The sequence below is a fragment of the Streptomyces sp. NPDC059994 genome, assembly GCF_042737755.1.
Classification (GTDB): Bacteria; Actinomycetota; Actinomycetes; order Streptomycetales; family Streptomycetaceae; genus Streptomyces.
The window spans coordinates 1-14,465 of the sequence record NZ_JBHWUR010000096.1; the positions used below are offsets into that span (position 1 = coordinate 1).

Below are 14,465 nucleotides of genomic sequence, written 5' to 3' on the forward strand. Positions count from 1 at the left end.
GGTCCCGGACGGGACCGGCGCCTCGCGCGTGGGCTGCGGTAAGGGGGTGATGCGCTCAGGAGACCGGCAGCGGGAGGGGGAGCGGCAGGGGCGGCTTGGGGAGCTCGGGGAGCGGCAGCTTGGGCAGGCCGGGCAGGCCACTGCCGAGCACGGCGCTCAAGAGCGCTTTGAGCAGGGCGCCGACCGCTGCCGTGGCATCGGCCACGACTCCAGGGACATTGAGGGCCGTGAGGTCCTTGACCAGCTGGTCCACGGCCTTCTGCAACGCGGCCACGGCGTCCGCCACGGGGTCCGCGGCCGCCGGGGCGCGATGCGCCGCCGCCTTCGCCACGGGCAGCTTGGGCAGCGGGAGCGGCAGGGGCAGGGGCGGGGGCGGGACGACCGAGGCCGCCGGGGGCGTCGCCACGGCCGGGGGACCGAGGGCCGCCAGCAGCTTGGCAATCGCGTCCTTCAGGGCGTCCACCAGCTTGGTGAGTGCCTCGGGGGACAGACCGCCCTTGGCCACCGCGGTGAGCAGTTCGGTCGCCGCGCCGAGCACCGGCCCGACCGGACCGACCGCCTTGAGCGGAGCGAGCACCGCGTCGAGCCCCGGCACGGGGGGCAGGGGGGCGACGTCGGCCGGGGCGACCACCGGCCGCTCCTCGGGCTGTTCCGCGGCCATCGCGGTGCCCGTGGCACCCGCGACGCCGAAAAGCATCGCGGCGGAGACGGCAGTGGCGGTGAGACGACGAGAGGCGCGACCACGCATGGAAGGGGTCTCCTTCGGTGAGGGGAGGTTTTCCCTCACCATGTGCGGGCACCTACACGCCTGCAACCGGATGATCACACCATGTGATCGACTGACATACCCTCACGTCCGTGAACTGGGAGAACCGGTGGCGGCGAGCTGACGGACCGTAGGGCCAATCGTGCGGGGACACCCCGTACGGCCCAGCCGCCGCAGGCCCCCGACGTGCGAGACCGCCCTTCCCCCGCGGGGGAAGGGCGGTCTGCGTACGGCAGGGCCGTGCGGCCCTACGTGAGGGAACGTCAGTCGTTCTTGCAGACGTTCCCGAAGGCGGGGTTCAGCAGGCCGACCACGTTGACGGAGTTCCCGCAGACGTTGACGGGCACGTGGACCGGCACCTGGATGAGGTTGCCGGACAGGACGCCCGGGGAGTGGGTCACCTCGCCGTCCGCGTGGCTGTCGGCGCCCGCGACACCGGCGCCGAGCACCACGCCGGCGGCGCTCGTACCCACCATTGCTACGACTTGACAATTCGATTCATCACTTTTTCCTTTCACGCCAAAGTTGGGTACTCCATCAACGAGGCTGTTTACGATTGAATACGGATGATCACCCGATGGGACACTCCGAAACACATTCATGGCGGCCCCCGGCGGTGAATACGGCTACAGTTGCTCCCCACCCATTGACCAAGCGAAACGGCAGCAAGTCGGATGCTCAGCCATCCGGCTCAGCAATTCGGAATTCCGTGACCGACCCGGGGGAACGACACCCGTTCGGCGGTCCGCTTACGAATACCTTCAGATGAGCGGAGTGACTGCGCGTGCAGCCGCAATTCCCCGAAGCCGAGGCCGAGGCCGAGGCCGAGGCCGAAGCCGGACCCGGACCCGGACCCGGACCCGTACACGTCCTGCACCTCGTGCAGCCCGTCGACGGCGGAGTGGCCCGGGTCGTCGCCGATCTGGTGCGGGATCAGCTCCTGGGCGGGATGCGGGTGTCGGTGGCCTGCCCGGGCGCGGGGCACCTGGGCGCGGAGGCGGCCCGGCTCGGCGCCGACACGTACGCCTGGGAGGCGGCCCGCGCCCCGGGACCCGGCCTGCTCGGCGAGACCCTCCGGGCCGCCCGCCTCATCCGCCGCATCAAGCCCGACGTCGTCCACGCGCACAGCGCCAAGGCCGGGGTGGCCGCGCGGCTCGCGGTGCGCGGGCGGGTGCCGACCGTGTTCCAGCCGCACGCCTGGTCGTTCGAGGCCGTCACCGGCCCCGTCGCGCTCGCCTCGCGCGCGTGGGAGCGGGCCGCGGTGCGCTGGACCGCTCGGGTGGTCTGCGTCAGCGAGGGCGAGCGCCGCACCGGCGAGCACGCCGGGGTCCGTACCCGCGCGGTGGTCATCCCCAACGGCGTCGACCTCGACCGCTACCGCCCGCCCGCACCCGGCGAGAACCCGCGCGCGCGACTTGCCGCGCTCGACGGGGTGGACGCCGACGCGCCACTGGTGGTGTGCGTGGGGCGGCTGTGCCGCCAAAAAGGCCAGGACGTACTCCTCGACGCCTGGCGGGCGCTGTCCGCCGAACTGCCCGCCGCCCGCCTCGTCCTGGTCGGCGACGGCCCCGACGAAGCGGCCCTGCGGGCGGCCGCGCCCCCGTCCGTCCTGTTCGCCGGGGCCGTCGACGACGTCACCCCCTGGTACCGGGCCGCCGACGTCGTCGTCCTGCCGTCCCGCTGGGAGGGCATGGCGCTCGCGCCCCTGGAGGCGATGGCCTGCCAGAAACCCGTCGTCGTTACTGATGTGGGCGGCTCCTCACAGAGCCTGCCGCCCGGGCACGCGCTGTTCTGCCTCGTCCCGCCGGACAGCCCGCAGGCGCTGGCCCGGTCCATCGGCGCGCTGCTCGTCAACGCGCCGCTGCGCACCGCCCTGGGCGACCAGGGCCACCAGCACGTGACCACCACCCACGATGTGCGCCAGACGGCGGAAGCGATCGCGGACCTCTACCGCGAACTGTCCGGCGCCCGGCGCTCCGAGTGCAGGGAACCCACCAACAAGTGACTGCGGACAACACCGTCCCCTCCCCAGGAGGGGGCGTTCCTTCCCCGGCGGGTCCGCGCCGGGGCGGCGGGGGTGCGGCGGGGGCCGTTTCGGTGGTGGCGGGGCCCGGCAGGGCGTCCGCCGCCCCGCCGCCGCTGCCCGCGCGGCCCGCGCCCCGGCCCCGTACGGACACCTTCCTGATGGCCGCGGACGGCTGCGCCGTGCTGCTCGGGGCGGCGGCCGGCGGCGCGGGACTGCCGCGCCCGGCGGCCGCCGCGCTGGTGCTGTGCGTGCTCGTCCTGAACGGGCACGCCGGGCTGTACCGGCCGGGCGGGATCACCATGGCGCGCGGCGTCCTGGACGAGGTGCCCGCGATCGTCTTCCGGGCGGCCGTCGCGTGGTGCGTCCTCGCGGCCGTGCGGCCGGGACCCGCGCTCGGGCTCTCGGTCCTTGCCGCCTCCTGCGCCGTACAGACGGCGGTGAGCGTGGCGGCGCGGGCCGGGGCGTACGGGGTGCGCAGGCGGAGCGCGGCGCGCTCGCCGCGCTCCGCCCTCGTGGTGGGCCCGGCGACGGCGGCGCTCAGGGTGACGGCCGCGCTCGGGCGGCGCCCGCAGGGCGGGATCCGGCCCGTCGGCGTCGTGGTCCCGGTGCTCCAGCCGGTGCCCGAACCGACCGGGGTGCCGGTGCTGCGCACCATCGAGGAGGTGCAGCGCGCGGTCATCCAGAACAGCGTCCGCGACATCCTGTTCACCGACCCGGACGCCGCCGACCACTCCCACTCCGTACTGCTGCGCCAACTGGAGGGCTGGGGCTGCGCCCTGTGGTACGTCGACACCCGCGCCCCCGGGGCGGGCGGCGGGGCGGTGCGGGGAGCCCAGCTCGCCGGGTTCCCCGTGCGCCGGGTGCAGGCGGCCGGCATGAGCCGTCCCGGGTTCGCCGTGAAGCGGCTGCTCGACCTGTGTGTGGCCCTGCCGGCGCTGCTGCTCGCCGCGCCCGTGCTCGCGGTGTGCGCGGTGCTGCTGCGCACCAGCGACGGACCCGGCGTGGTGTTCCGCCAGGAGCGCGTGGGACGCGACGGGCGCCCCTTCACGCTCTGCAAGTTCCGTACGCTGCGCCCCGCCGACGCCCACGAGGCGGCCACCCGGTGGAGCGTCGCCGACGACGCGCGGATGAGCCGCACCGGCCACGTCATGCGGCTGACCTCGCTGGACGAGCTCCTCAACCTGTGGAACGTGGTGCGCGGCGACATGAGCCTGGTGGGGCCGCGCCCCGAACGGCCCTACTTCGTCGCCCAGTTCGGCCAGACCCTCCCCGGCTACCCGGCCCGGCACCGGATGCCGGTCGGCGTCACCGGCCTCGCCCAGGTCGAGGGGCTGCGCGGGGACACCTCCATCGAGGACCGGGCCCGGTACGACAACTACTACATCGACCACTGGTCGCCCTGGCAGGACGTGTGCGTACTGCTGCGCACGGCGGCGTCCCTGGTACGTCCGACGGGGAGCTGACGATGGGTGAGACCGCGGCGGCGATGCCCCGGACCGCAGCTCCTCCCGCCTTAGCGACGGCCGCCGTACGCCGCCACGCGCACCTGCTGCCGCTGCTCGCCGTCCTCGCCCTGCTCGCGGTGGGGCCGCCGGGCGGCGCGGGCGCCGAGGACTCGGGCACCGGAACGCTCGCGGACGCCGCCTCCGGCGTCCTCGTCCTGTGGGCGCTCGGCTCGTCGCTGCGGTCCGGGGCGCGGCCCCTGACGCGGCTCGCGGCCGGGGTGTTCGCGGTCGCCGCCGCCGGGATCGCGGTGGCCGCCGCCGGGGCCGGGGACCCGGGCGAGGCGCTCGCCGGGATGGCCCGCTACCTCCAGATCTTCGTCCTCGTACCCGTCTCGGTGCTGCTCCTGGTGCGCGACCGGCGGGACTTCACGGTGGTCACCGCGGCGCTGGTGGCGCTCGCCCTGTTCGAGGGCGCGGTGGGCGTCCACCAGTACCTCACCGTGACCGGCGCCTCGTACATGGGCGAGGACATCCGAGCGGTCGGCACCTTCGGCGCCTCCGACATCATGGGCATGGCCACCGTCGTCGCCTACGGGCTGGTGGCCGCGGTCGCCTTCGCGCTCGCCCCCGACGCCCCCGACGCCCGCGCGGGCCGCGCGGGCCGCGCCCAGCGTCCGGCCGCGCTGGTGTGCGCGGGGCTGCTGCTCCTGCCGCTCGCGCTGTCGTTCAGCCGGGGCGCCTGGATCGCGACGGCCGTCACCTGCCTGGTGGTGCTGCTCCTGGCGGGCGTACGGCGGGCCCTGCGCGTCGCGGTGACCGCCGTCGCGCTCGCCGTGGTCGTGGTGGGCGGCGCCGGGGCCGGGACCGCGCTGCTCCAGGAGCGCCTGAGCAGCATCACCCAAGTGGCCGACGCGCCCGACCAGTCGGTCACCGACCGGTACACGCTGTGGAGCGCGGCCGCCTCGATGTGGCGCGAGTCGCCGCTGACCGGCGTCGGCCTCAAGGGTTTCCCGGCCCACCGCGACAGCCATGCCCCGCTCGCGCTGTCCTCCGGCAGCGACACGGCGGGCGCGGGCGCCGCCTTCCGCCGCCAGCCGCTGCTCTCCCCGCACAACATGTACCTCCTGGTCCTGGGCGAACAGGGCCTGGTGGGGGTGTGCACGCTGGTGGCGGGCTGGGCGGCGCTCCTCGTGTGCGCACTGCGCCGCCTGTACACGGCGGCCGGGGCTCCGGGCCACCACGGGGACCGGGACTGCGGGCTGGCGGCCACCGGCCTGCTCCTCTGGCTCCTCGTCGACTTCTTCTACGGCGACATCGGCGGCCCCTCCACCATCCTGACCTCCTTCGCGCTCGGCCTGGCCGCGTGGTGGGCGCTGGGCCGCCGGGACGACACCGGGGAGGCCGCACGGCGATGAGCGACGCCTCCCGTACGCTGCCCGGGCCCGCGCCGGCGGACCGTCAGACCGACGGCCACCGCCCGCACTCCCCCTCCGGCGGGTTCCTGGCCCGGGCGGCCGCCGTCACCGCCACGCTGACGGTGGCGGGGGCGGTGCTCGGGCTGCTGCGCGACCAGACGTTCGCGCACGTCTTCGGCGCGGACACCGGCACCGACGCGTTCCTGGTGGCGTGGACGGTGCCGGAGGTCGCGGCCACGCTGCTCATCGAGGACGGGCTCGCCCTCGTGCTCGTACCGGCGTTCAGCCTCGCGGCGGTGCGACGCGGGCACGGCGGCCCCGACCCGGTCCGGGCGCTGGTAGCTGCCACCCTGCCCCGCCTCATGCTGGCGCTGGCGGCGGTCGCGGCGCTGCTGATCGCGACGGCGCCCGCCCTGGTGGAGCTCCTCGCCCCCGGGCTGCCCGAGCCGCAGCTGGCCGTCGACTGCACCCGCGCCACCTCGACCTGCGCGCTCTCCTTCGGGCTCGCCGGATACTGCAGCGCCGCGCTGCGCGGCCACGGCCGCTTCCTCGCCCCGGCGACGATCTACGTGGCGTACAACATCGGCATCATCGCCGTCCTGCTCACCTTCGGCGGCCACTGGGGCGTACGGGCGGCGGCGGCCGGGGTCGCGGCCGGCGGCTGGCTGATGGTGGCGGCCCAGGCGCCGTCGCTGTGGCGGGGGATGCGGCGGACGGGCCGGCCCGGGGCACCGTGGGGCGACGGGTGGCTGCACGGCCTGCTGGGGCGCGCCGCACGCCCGCGCGGCGGCCGGCGTCGCGGCCGGCACTCGGGCCCCGGACCCCGCAGACTGCCCGCGCCCCGCGCACTGCCCGGCCCCGAGAAACCCTCCGCCCCGAAGCACTCCGCTCCTAAGCACTCCGCACCGAAGCACTCCGCCGCCCCGAAGCAGTCCACCGGCGCCCTGCGCCTGGCCATGGTCGCCCCCGTCGTCGTCTTCGCGCTCAGCCGCCAGTGCCAGACCCTCGTCGAGCGCCACCTCGCGGCCCCGCTGCCCGCCGGGGCCATCTCGCACCTCAACTACGCCCAGAAAGTGGCGCAGATGCCGATGGTGCTCTCCCTGATGCTCTGCACGGTCACCTTCCCCGTGGTCGCCCGGGCGCTGGCTGCGGGCGAGACCGAGGCTGCCCGGCGGCGCGTCGAGGGCGACCTGATGGTGGCGGGCGCGATCGTGCTGCTCGGCGGCGCCGTCGTCATCGGCTGCGCCCGCCAGATCGTCGAGGTGCTGTTCCAGCGCGGCGCGTTCGGCCCGGCCGACACCGCCGCCACCGCCTCCGTGATGCGCGTGTACGCACTGGGCCTGCTCGCCCAGACCATGGTGGGCGTCCTGGTCCGCTCCTACTTCTCGGCGGCCCGCCCCACCTGGTACCCGGCCGCCACCATGCTGGTCTGCCTCGCGGTGACGGCCGCCGCCGGAGCGTGGGCCGCGCCCCTCTGGGGGGCGCGCGGCATCGCCGCCGCCAACGCGCTCGGCATCGTCACCGGCGCCCTGCTGCTGCTCGCCGGCACCGACCGCCGCTCGGTCGGGCTCGCCCGGGGCCGGGTCGGCGGCGAACTGCTGAAACTGACCGCCGCCGGGGCCGGGGCCACCGCCGTCTGCTGGTGGTGCGCGACCCGGGTGGCCGACCCCGTCGCCGCGATCGCCACCGGCGCGCTCGCGGCCGTGGCCGTCTTCCTCGCCCTGGCCCGCGCCGCCCGCGTACGCGGCTTCGCCCCCCTCACTCTCCTCCTGACCCTGTTCCGTCTGATGTCCCGCCCCGTCACCCGAAGGCTGAGGCATGCCCGTTGACACCCCTGCCCTGTGGGCTGCGATGTACCACTCGGTCGGCGCCCGCGCCGACGCCCGCGCGGACGACCCGTACAACATCACCGTCACCCCCCGCCGTCTGGAGCGGCAGCTGCGCTGGCTGCGCGCCCGGGGGCTGCTCGGCGTCGGCATGGCCCAGCTGCTGCGGGCCCGCGCGGGCGGCGGCGGCACCCGCCTGGTCGGGCTGACCTTCGACGACGGGTACGCCGACTTCACCGAGGAGGCGCTGCCGCTGCTGCGCCGCTACGACTGCACCGCCACCCTGTTCGCCCTGCCCGGGCGCCTGGGCGGCGCCAACGACTGGGACCCGCTCGGCCCGCGCCGCCCGCTCCTGGACGAACACGGCATCCGGCGCGCCCTGACCTGGGGCATGGAGATCGGCTCGCACGGCCTGCTCCACACCGACCTCACCACCGCCGACGACGACACCCTGCGCCGCGAGACCGAGGACAGCCGCGCCCTGCTGCGCTCGCTTACCGGCCGCGACGTGCTGGGCTTCTGCTACCCGTACGGAACGGTCGACCAGCGGGCCCTCGACGCGGTGCGCGCGGCCGGCTACAGCTACGCCTGCGCCATCGACCCCGGCCCCCTGACCGGCCGTTACGCCCTGCCGCGCATCCACTTCGGCGAGAACGACACCGCGCTGCGCCTGCACCTCAAACGCCGGCTGCACCGCTGGCGGCGCCGCCCGCCCGGGGACGGCCCGGGAGCCGGGTTCGTCCCCGAGGACCGCCCGGCGGTGCTCGGCCCGCCACGCGCACCGAGCGAACCGATCGAGCGGAGCGACGCACGCGTACCGGACCCGGAGGCCCCGTGAGAGTCCTGCACGTCATCACCGGCCTCGGCGTGGGCGGCGCCGAACAGCAACTGCGCCTACTCGTACGGAAGTTGCCCGTATCCTGCGAGGTGGTCACCCTCACCAACCCGGGCGCCGTCGCCGAAGGCCTGGCCGCCGACGGGGTGAACGTGAGACACCTCGGCATGACCGGCAACCGCGACCTGAGCGCACTCCCCCGCCTCACCCGCCTGATCCGCCAGGGCCGTTACGACCTGGTCCACACCCACCTCTACCGCGCCTGCCTGTACGGGCGGGCCGCCGCCCGGCTCGCCGGGGTGCGCGCGGTCGTGGCCACCGAGCACTCACTGGGCGCCGCCACCATCGAGGGCCGCCCGCTCGGCGCCGGGGTGCGCGCGCTGTATCTGGCGTCGGAGCGGCTCGGCACCTCCACGGTCGCCGTCTCCGCGACGATCGCGCGGCGGCTGCGGGAGTGGGGCGTGCCCGCCCGCCGCATCCACGTGGTGCCCAACGGCATCGACGCGGACCGCTTCCGCTTCGACGCGGTCGTACGGACCCAGGCGCGCACCCTCCTGGGCCTGCCGCAGGACGCCTTCGTCGTCGGCGGGGTCGGCCGCCTGGTCGCGGGCAAACGCTTCGACACCCTCGTCCGGGACCTGGCCCACCTGCCCGGCGCGCATCTGCTGCTGGTGGGCGCCGGGGAGCAGGAGGCGGCGCTGCGGGCCCTCGCGGCACGGCTCGGGGTGGCCGGGCGGGTGTGCTTCGCGGGCGAGTGCGCGTACGAGGGCGCGGGCGGCGGTACGGGCGGCGGTACGGGCGGGGGCCTCGCCCTGCCCTCCCTCCTCGCCGCGATGGACGTCCTCGCCTCCCCCTCCGCCGACGAGGCGTTCGGCCTCGCCGTGGTCGAGGCCCTGGCGGCGGGCCTCCCGGTCGTCTACACGACCTGCCCCGCCGTCGACGACCTGCCCCCCGGCCAGGCGCCGGGCGCGGTACGGGCCGACGCGGCGGGCTTCACCGACGCCCTGCGGGCCGTACGCGACACGGCGGGTGGACGCCTGCCCGTACCCCCGGCCGTGGAGCACTACACGGTGGCCGCTGCGGCGGCCCGCCTGACGGCGGTCTACGAGGCGGCCCTGCACGGCACGACTCCCGTACTCGGCAAGCAAGTTCCCTCCGCCCCTTCGGACCCCTCAGTCACCTCAGTCACCTCAGGAGTGAGCGCACCATGAGCGAATCCCGCAGGGCGTGTGCCCCGATGCGGTCCCACCGGGGCACCCGGGCGCTGCCGAGATGGTGGCCGCTGCCCGCGTGCGCGCTGCTCGGCACGGTGGCGGGCGGCGTGTACGGGCTGGCGCGGCCGGCCGAGTACAGCGCGACCAGCTATGTCGTGGTCACGCCCACCGGCAAGTCGGACCCCGCCACCGCCCTCGGCTTCGCCCAGGCGTACGGGCGGGTCGCGACGCAGGTCGCGGTGATCGGCGACGCGCAGGCCTGGGCGGGCGTCCCCGCCGACACGATCCGCCGCAATGTGCAGACGGCGACCTCGCCGGACGCGCCGATGATCGCCATCACGGGCACCTCGCAGCGGCCGGCCGAGGCCGCCGGCATCGCCAACGCGGTGGCCCGCTCGCTGACCGTCAACGGCAAGCACACCGAGTCGAGCACGGGCGTACGTCTGGTCCAGTTCTCGCGCGCCGCGAACCCCGTCGACCCGTCGTCGGCGCCCGCCTCCCTCACCGCCCTGGTGGGCGGCTGCGCCGGGGGCCTGGCGGGCGGCCTGGTCCTGCTCGTACGGCCCAAGCGGCGCGAGCCCGCGCCCGTGCCCGCCCCGGCCCTGCCCGCCGGGATGCCGTACGGGGGCGCCCGGTGACGGTCGTCGCGTCGGGGACCACCGCCCTGGTGGCCGAAGTGTGCACGGACACCGGCCGGTTCGCGGCGCTGGCGCCCGAGTGGCGGCGGCTGCACGGGCGCTGCCGCACGGCGACCCCGTTCCAGAGCCACGCCTGGCTGTACTCGTGGTGGATGTCGTACGGCGTGACCGGCCGGCTGCGCGTCGTCGTGGTGCGCCGGGGCGGCGAACTGGTCGCGGCGGCCCCGCTGGTGCTGGTCTTGCGCCCGCTGCGCACCCTGGTGCCGCTGGGCGGATCGATCTCCGACTTCACGGACGTACTGCTGGACGACGGCTGCCGGGACGAGGCGGCGCGGGCGCTGGTGGCGGCGGTGCGGGAGACGGCGGGGGGCGCGCTCGTCGACCTCCGCGAGGTACGGCCGGGCGGCGCCGCCGAACTGCTGCACGCCCACTGGCCCGGCGCGCGGGCCCGCCTGCCGGACTCGGCGTGCCTGGAGCTGCCCGCGGCCCCGATGGACGACCTCCTCGCCCGCCTCGCCGCGAAAGCGGCCCAGCGGGTCCGCGCGAAACTCCGCAAGGTCGACACGCTGGGGGTGCGGGAGCGGGCGGTCCCACCCGAGGAGGTCGCCACCGCCCTCGATTCCCTGCTCACCCTGCACCGGTTGCAGTGGAGGGGCCGCGGGGTGACTCCCGAACACGTACGCCCCCGGTTCGCCGAGCACCTGGCCCGGTCGGTACGCCTGATGGTGGCGCAGGGGGAGGCGGTCCTGACGGAGTTCCACCTGGACGGCCGGACCGTCGCCGCCGAACTCACCCTCCAGTCACCGTCCCTGGCGGGCGGCTACCTCTACGGCGCCCACCCGGCCCTGCGCGAGCGCAAGGTGGACGTGGCGGCGATGCTGATGCGCGCCTCCGCCCGCCGCCTCGACGGCAGCGGCCGCGCCGTACTGAGCATGCTGCGCGGCAACGAGCCGTACAAACACCACTGGCGCCCCGACACCCTCCACAACCAGCGCTTCCTCCTGGCCAGCGGCACCCGCGCGGCACCCCTGCTGTGGTGGTGCGTCGGGTACGCGCGGGGGCGGCGGTGGACGGCGGGTCATATGAGGGGGTGGCGGGAGCGCCGGGCCGGCGGCCACTGATCCGGATCCGGAGACCGGTGCCGACGGGTGACCTACTCGGTGTGCAGCACCGAGGCGATGGTCATCCGGGCCGCCGACCGGGCCGGGACCAGGGCGCCGAGGACGGCGATCGCCACACCCGCCAGGAGCATCGCGGCCAGCTGCGGCGCGTGCCACACGTCCTTCATGTACTCCGGGAAGTCGACCACTGCGACATGGTCCACGACGAGCCGGTGGGCCACCATTCCGAGCGGGATGCCGAGCAGGCCGCCGACCGCGCCAAGACCGGCGACCGAGGTCACCGTCATCACCACCACCTGCCGGGGGGTCATGCCGATCGACTTGAGCATGCCCAGGTCCCGGCGCCGCTCACGGGTGTTCAGGAGGACGGTGTTGAAGACGCCGAGCGAGGCGACGAGGGTCAGCAGCACGGTGAACACCGTGGAGAAGGTGATGACGGTGGCGGTACCCGCGTTGCCGGCGTCCGGCACCGACGCGTGCAGGCCCGGGTCGAGCGCCGCCACCGCCTCGGCGTAGGCGTGTGCGTCGGCGCCGGGGGCGAGCCGCACGGTGTACTCGGTGGCGTGGGCGTCCGGTGCGAGTCGGGCGAGGGTGTCCCACGTGGCCTCCAGGGCACGGGCGTTGCCCTCGATGAGCTGACCCACGACGGTCGCGGTGACCTTCCTGCCGTTCAGCTCCAGCGTGACCCGGTCGCCGAGCTTCAGCCCGCGCTGGGTCAGGAATGCCGGTCCGGCCACGATCTCGCCCGCCTCTTCCGGCGCCCGGCCCTTGACGACGGTGTGCTCGTACGAGGACGCGTCACCGCGGTAGAAGTCGGCGAAGACGGGCTGGGTCTGCCCGGTCATGTTCGCCTGCGACAGCGCGCGGGCCCGTACCCCCTGCGCACCCGGCAGGGAGCGCAGCCGTTGCTCGATCTGTACGTCACCGAGCCGGGTCCGGGTGCGGCCGTCGCCCGGCCCTGCGGTCGTCACGTGGATCCGGGCGCCTCCGTCCTCCCTCCCGACGTCGCCGAACGCCACCAAGGTGCTGGTCAGTCCGGTCGTCAGGGTCACCGTGGTGACCCCGAGGACGATGGCCGCCAGGGTCAGCAGGGTGCGGGCGGGGCGGGCGAACGGCTGGCCCAGGCCCAGGCTGACCGGGCGCGGCAGCCGGGTGGCGCCGAGCATCCGCTGGACGCGCAGCCCGCGCCCGGTCTTCGGCGCGCCGCCCGCGCTGATCGCCCGTGCGGCGGGCAGCCGGTGGGCGCGCAGGGCGGGGACCAGCGCGGCCAGCAGGACGAGGACGGGCATGCCCACGAGGCAGGCCACGGACACCCACGAGCTGGTGTCGCCGACCGAGGCCCGGCCCACGTCGATGCCGGTGAACGCGACCTTCAGGATCGGCCCGGCCAGCGCGTCGCCCAGCAGGGTGCCAAGCACGCAGCCCACCACCGCCGGTACGGAGAGCATCGTCAGGTAGACGGCGACGACCTGGTTCGGGGTGAAGCCCAGGGCCTTGAGCACCCCGATGTGCCGGTACCCCGAGACGACCGCCCCGCTGACCACGTTGCCGACGATCAGGGTGGAGACCAGCAGGCCGAGGACGCCGAAGAGCGTCATGAACGGGAGGTAGGAGTCGGCCAGCGCGGAGAAGGCCTGCTTGAGGGTGAGGTAGGTCTGCGCACCGGTCAGCGAGTCCTGGGGCAGTCCGGTGGTGGCCCGGGCCAGCGAGGCGCTCAGCTGGGCCTCCGTGGCGGAGTCCGTGAAGCGGTAGAGCATCTGGGCGGAAGTCGGGTGCAGCGCGGCCATCTGCCCGGGCGAGACCCAGGCGCTCGCCGACTTGCTCATGCTGGCGGCGAATCCGACGACGGTCAGCTCCGCTCCGCCGGGGATCTCCAGCTTGGTGCCGAGGAACTCCGTGCCGGGAGAGCCCTGGACGGACCAGTTGACGACGATCTCGCCGGGCGCGGTGGCCCAGTGGCCCTCAAGCAGCTCGACCCGGTCCACGGGGCCCGCCGGATCGGCCCGGCCCACCACGCTGAGGGTGCCGCCCGCCATCCAGAGCCAGCCCTTGGGGATGTCGACGACGGCCTGGCCGAACGGCCCGGCCGCGGCCTGCACCCCGGGCTGCCGGGCGGTCCGCGCCAGTTGCTCCCGCGAGACCTTCGTGGTGTCGAAGGCCGCCACCGTATGGGCACCGCGCTGTTCGGCGTACGCCTTGTCGAAGGGGCCCGAGGCGGCGCTCAGCAGCGCCAGCGCGAGCAGGACGGTCGTGGTGGAGCAGAGCACGACGAGACCGATGACGAAGGTCTGGAGCCGGCGGCGCTTCACGGCGGCGCGCGAGGCTCTCCATACGGCGCTCACGCGGTCGCCTCCAGCACGCTCTCGCGGGCGACCCGGCCGTCGGCGACTTCGATCAGCCGGCTGGCGCAGCGGGTGGCCAGCTGCGGGTCATGGGTGACGATCAGCAGGGTCTGGCCGATCTGGTTGAGGTCGATCAGCAGATCCATCACCTGCTCGCCCGACCGGCTGTCGAGGGCGCCGGTCGGCTCGTCGGCGAGGAGCAGGGCCGGGCGGTTCATCAACGCCCGCGCCACGGCGACGCGCTGGCGCTCGCCGCCGCTCAGCGTCGCCGGATAGTTGTTCCGGCGCTCGGCGACACCGAGTTCGTCCAGGAGCTCCAGGGCGCGGCGGCGCGCCTGCCGGGCCGGGGTGCCGGTCAGCTGCGCGGCCAGCGCCACGTTGTCCAGGACGGGCAGGTCGTCGATGAGGTTGAAGAACTGGAAGATCATGCCGACGTTCCGCCGCCGGAACAGTGCCAGGCCGGTCTCGTTCAGCTTCCCGAGGTCGTGGCCCAGCACCTCGACCGTGCCCGAGGTCGGCCGGTCCAGGCCGGCCACCATGTTGAGCAGGGTGGACTTGCCGCAGCCGGAGGGGCCCATCACGGCGACCGCGTCGCCCGCCCGGATCTCCAGCGAAAGGCCGTCCAGGGCCTTCGCGTCGCCGTACTCCTTGTGTACGCCGTCCAGCCGCACCACTGCCTGCCGGGCACCGTCATGATCAGTTGTCATGGCTCGAACTTAGGTCCGGGTCCGATGACGGGGCGTCACCCCCCGGATGTATCCGTACGGGCAGGTCATCCCGGGGATGTACGGAGCTGCATCCGGGGGCCGATGCGCGGCGCGCCGTACACCTGCGAAG

At 75.1% G+C, this 14,465-nt stretch carries 12 protein-coding genes; 8 read left to right on the plus strand and 4 right to left on the minus strand.

Translation table 11 applies throughout. The features are described from left to right. Nucleotides 1–55: 55 nt before the first annotated feature. Together ACFWA7_RS31760 and ACFWA7_RS31765 are read right to left on the minus strand one after the other, a co-directional pair. A complete protein-coding gene (locus ACFWA7_RS31760) occupies nt 56–748 on the minus strand; it encodes a hypothetical protein (RefSeq protein WP_385826554.1) in 693 nt (230 codons plus the stop codon). A gap of 281 nt (nt 749–1,029) precedes the next feature. Further along, nucleotides 1,030–1,242 carry a chaplin gene (locus tag ACFWA7_RS31765; RefSeq protein ID WP_385826556.1) on the minus strand — a complete coding sequence of 71 codons (213 nt, stop codon included), beginning with the start codon at nt 1,240–1,242 and terminating at the stop codon, nt 1,030–1,032. A gap of 308 nt (nt 1,243–1,550) precedes the next feature. Between ACFWA7_RS31765 and ACFWA7_RS31770 the strand changes: the two genes are divergently transcribed. The 8 genes from ACFWA7_RS31770 to ACFWA7_RS31805 are packed head-to-tail and all read left to right on the plus strand — an operon-like array spanning nt 1,551 to nt 11,286. Then, nucleotides 1,551–2,771, plus strand: a complete 1,221-nt coding sequence (locus ACFWA7_RS31770; protein WP_385826558.1) for a glycosyltransferase family 4 protein — start codon at nt 1,551–1,553, stop codon at nt 2,769–2,771. Beyond that, the gene (locus ACFWA7_RS31775) at nt 2,768–4,255 is read left to right on the plus strand and encodes an exopolysaccharide biosynthesis polyprenyl glycosylphosphotransferase (protein ID WP_385826560.1); all 1,488 of its coding nucleotides are present in this window, start codon (nt 2,768–2,770) and stop codon (nt 4,253–4,255) included. Before ACFWA7_RS31770 ends, ACFWA7_RS31775 begins: the two co-directional genes overlap by 4 nt. Before the next feature lie 2 nt (nt 4,256–4,257). After that, nucleotides 4,258–5,652 carry an O-antigen ligase family protein gene (locus tag ACFWA7_RS31780; protein WP_385826563.1) on the plus strand — a complete coding sequence of 465 codons (1,395 nt, stop codon included), beginning with the start codon at nt 4,258–4,260 and terminating at the stop codon, nt 5,650–5,652. After that, a complete protein-coding gene (gene murJ / locus ACFWA7_RS31785) occupies nt 5,649–7,481 on the plus strand; it encodes a murein biosynthesis integral membrane protein MurJ (protein ID WP_385826565.1) in 1,833 nt (610 codons plus the stop codon). Before ACFWA7_RS31780 ends, murJ begins: the two co-directional genes overlap by 4 nt. A 22-nt stretch (nt 7,482–7,503) precedes the next feature. After that, complete coding sequence (locus ACFWA7_RS31790) at nt 7,504–8,316, plus strand: polysaccharide deacetylase family protein (RefSeq protein ID WP_385543367.1); 813 nt, start codon at nt 7,504–7,506, stop codon at nt 8,314–8,316. After that, complete coding sequence (locus tag ACFWA7_RS31795; RefSeq protein ID WP_385826567.1) at nt 8,313–9,524, plus strand: glycosyltransferase; 1,212 nt, start codon at nt 8,313–8,315, stop codon at nt 9,522–9,524. The genes ACFWA7_RS31790 and ACFWA7_RS31795 overlap by 4 nt, the downstream gene beginning before the upstream one ends. Further along, entirely contained in the window at nt 9,521–10,165 is a 645-nt protein-coding gene (locus tag ACFWA7_RS31800; protein ID WP_385543340.1) for a lipopolysaccharide biosynthesis protein, read from the plus strand. The genes ACFWA7_RS31795 and ACFWA7_RS31800 overlap by 4 nt, the downstream gene beginning before the upstream one ends. Then, nucleotides 10,162–11,286: a GNAT family N-acetyltransferase gene (locus ACFWA7_RS31805; protein ID WP_385543337.1), complete on the plus strand. Its 1,125-nt coding sequence runs from the start codon at nt 10,162–10,164 to the stop codon at nt 11,284–11,286. The genes ACFWA7_RS31800 and ACFWA7_RS31805 overlap by 4 nt, the downstream gene beginning before the upstream one ends. Nucleotides 11,287–11,318: 32 nt before the next feature. On the opposite strand, the gene ACFWA7_RS31810 is transcribed toward ACFWA7_RS31805, so the two are convergent. Continuing rightward, nucleotides 11,319–13,628, minus strand: a complete 2,310-nt coding sequence (locus ACFWA7_RS31810) for an ABC transporter permease (protein WP_385826569.1) — start codon at nt 13,626–13,628, stop codon at nt 11,319–11,321. Then, nucleotides 13,625–14,335: an ABC transporter ATP-binding protein gene (locus ACFWA7_RS31815; RefSeq protein WP_385543331.1), complete on the minus strand. Its 711-nt coding sequence runs from the start codon at nt 14,333–14,335 to the stop codon at nt 13,625–13,627. The genes ACFWA7_RS31810 and ACFWA7_RS31815 overlap by 4 nt, the downstream gene beginning before the upstream one ends. Nucleotides 14,336–14,465: the final 130 nt, after the last annotated feature.

What these genes read in the sequence shown, in the direction of transcription:
- ACFWA7_RS31815 (WP_385543331.1), bottom strand. Translation starts at nt 14,335, where the DNA reads ATGACAACTGATCATGACGGTGCCCGGCAGGCAGTGGTGCGGCTGGAC.
- ACFWA7_RS31780 (WP_385826563.1), top strand. Translation starts at nt 4,258, where the DNA reads ATGGGTGAGACCGCGGCGGCGATGCCCCGGACCGCAGCTCCTCCCGCC.
- ACFWA7_RS31800 (WP_385543340.1), top strand. Translation starts at nt 9,521, where the DNA reads ATGAGCGAATCCCGCAGGGCGTGTGCCCCGATGCGGTCCCACCGGGGC.
- ACFWA7_RS31765 (WP_385826556.1), bottom strand. Translation starts at nt 1,242, where the DNA reads ATGGTGGGTACGAGCGCCGCCGGCGTGGTGCTCGGCGCCGGTGTCGCG.
- ACFWA7_RS31790 (WP_385543367.1), top strand. Translation starts at nt 7,504, where the DNA reads ATGTACCACTCGGTCGGCGCCCGCGCCGACGCCCGCGCGGACGACCCG.
- ACFWA7_RS31760 (WP_385826554.1), bottom strand. Translation starts at nt 748, where the DNA reads ATGCGTGGTCGCGCCTCTCGTCGTCTCACCGCCACTGCCGTCTCCGCC.
- murJ (WP_385826565.1), top strand. Translation starts at nt 5,649, where the DNA reads ATGAGCGACGCCTCCCGTACGCTGCCCGGGCCCGCGCCGGCGGACCGT.